The sequence below is a fragment of the Shigella sp. FC1544 genome (genome assembly GCF_001722145.1).
GTDB classification, from domain to species: domain Bacteria; phylum Pseudomonadota; class Gammaproteobacteria; order Enterobacterales; family Enterobacteriaceae; genus Escherichia; species Escherichia coli.
Genome location: NZ_MECT01000280.1, coordinates 1 through 1651 on the forward strand (window position 1 = coordinate 1; position 1651 = coordinate 1651).

2 pseudogenes and 1 other annotated feature are annotated in these 1651 nt (G+C 49.9%); both pseudogenes read left to right on the forward strand.

Annotation, left to right across the window (positions count from 1 at the left end):
* Window positions 1-512: 512 nt before the first annotated feature.
* Window positions 513-626 (forward strand): annotated as a pseudogene (locus BGK49_RS31105) (N-acetyltransferase); the annotation flags it as partial.
* 53 nt (window positions 627-679) lie between these two features.
* Window positions 680-1651 (forward strand): annotated as a pseudogene (locus tag BGK49_RS27250) (IS3 family transposase); the annotation flags it as partial.
* Window positions 961-1076, forward strand: a sequence feature (AL1L pseudoknot). Its footprint overlaps the pseudogene before it by 116 nt.

Here is a 1651-nt window from a genome sequence, read left to right on the forward strand (position 1 = left end):
TAGTGCGCTGGGTTATCGCTCGCCACGGGAATATCTGCGGCAGCGGGCTTGTAATGGGTTAAGTGATAACAGATGTCTGGAAATATAGGGGCAAATCCAATATGTTTTACTCTTTTATCAAGTCTTGAGTCCCCTATATCCAGTGATTTTAGCTCCTGAATAACCCAGTTTTCCATAACACCTCTGAAATAATCTCTGTCTTTTCAATATAATACTATTATTTCAACTTGTGGGTAAGGGTATGAGATGCGAAATGATGATCGATAGCGATGCGAATAAGTGTTCGATTCAGATGCGATTATGCAATATGATTTTATGTGTGTTGCTTAATTATCATATTTCTTGCCCGTTCCCCGCCGCGCAGATCCGGTTTCCGGCTGAAGTGGATACAGACCTGATTTGTTTCTGAGTATCGGTAAAAGTGCGGCTTATAAGCTATTCTGAAACATGGCAAGTGAATCTGGGCGGTATAATTCCGGCAAATGTCATCTGTATTTAAAGGACGTGTGAGTATGAAATTTCTGGAATGTGCTGTCCGGGATGTGATTTATGGGACCAATGTCCGTATTGTCAAACCGGTCAACATTTATGAATGTGAACTCAGGGACAACGTGTTTGTCGGCCCTGAACTGCCCCGGGAATCCTGGAGACTAAACTTCCTGAGAAAGAGGTAAACAGGATGACTAAAAATACTCGTTTTTCCCCTGAAGTCCGTCAACGGGCAGTCCGTATGGTTCTGGAAAGTCAGGGCGAATATGACTCACAATGGGCGACAATTTGTTCCATTGCTCCAAAGATTGGCTGTACGCCGGAGACTCTGCGTGTCTGGGTTCGCCAGCATGAGCGGGATACCGGGGGCGGTGATGGAGGGCTCACCACCGCTGAACGTCAGCGTCTGAAAGAGCTGGAACGTGAAAATCGTGAACTGCGCCGCAGTAACGATATCCTTCGCCAGGCTTCCGCTTATTTTGCGAAGGTGGAGTTCGACCGCCTCTGGAAAAAATGATGCCACTGCTGGATAAGCTGCGTGAGCAGTACGGGTCGGACCGCTATGCAGCGAACTGCATATTGCCCCGTCAACGTATTACCACTGTCAGCAACAGCGACATCATCCGGATAAACGCAGTGCCCGTGCGCAGCGCGATGACTGGCTGAAGAAAGAGATACTGCGCGTATACGATGGGAATCATCAGGTATACGGTGTGCGTAAAGTCTGGCGTCAGTTGTTACGGGAAGGTATCAGAGTGGCCAGATGCACTGTGGCACGTCTCATGGCGGTTATGGGACTTGCCGGTGTTCTCCGGGGTAAAAAGGTCCGTACGACCATCAGCCGGAAAGCCGTTGCCGCAGGCGACCGCGTAAACCGTCAGTTCGTGGCAGAACGACCTGACCAGCTGTGGGTGGCTGATTTTACTTACGTCAGCACATGGCAGGGCTTCGTCTATGTGGCGTTCATCATTGATGTGTTTGCCGGATACATCGTGGGGTGGCGGGTCTCATCGTCCATGGAAACGACATTCGTGCTGGATGCTCTGGAGCAGGCGTTATGGGCCCGTCGACCGTCCGGCACGGTCCATCACAGTGATAAAGGTTCTCAGTATGTATCGCTGGCCTACACACAGCGGCTTAAGGAAGCCGGATTACTGGCATC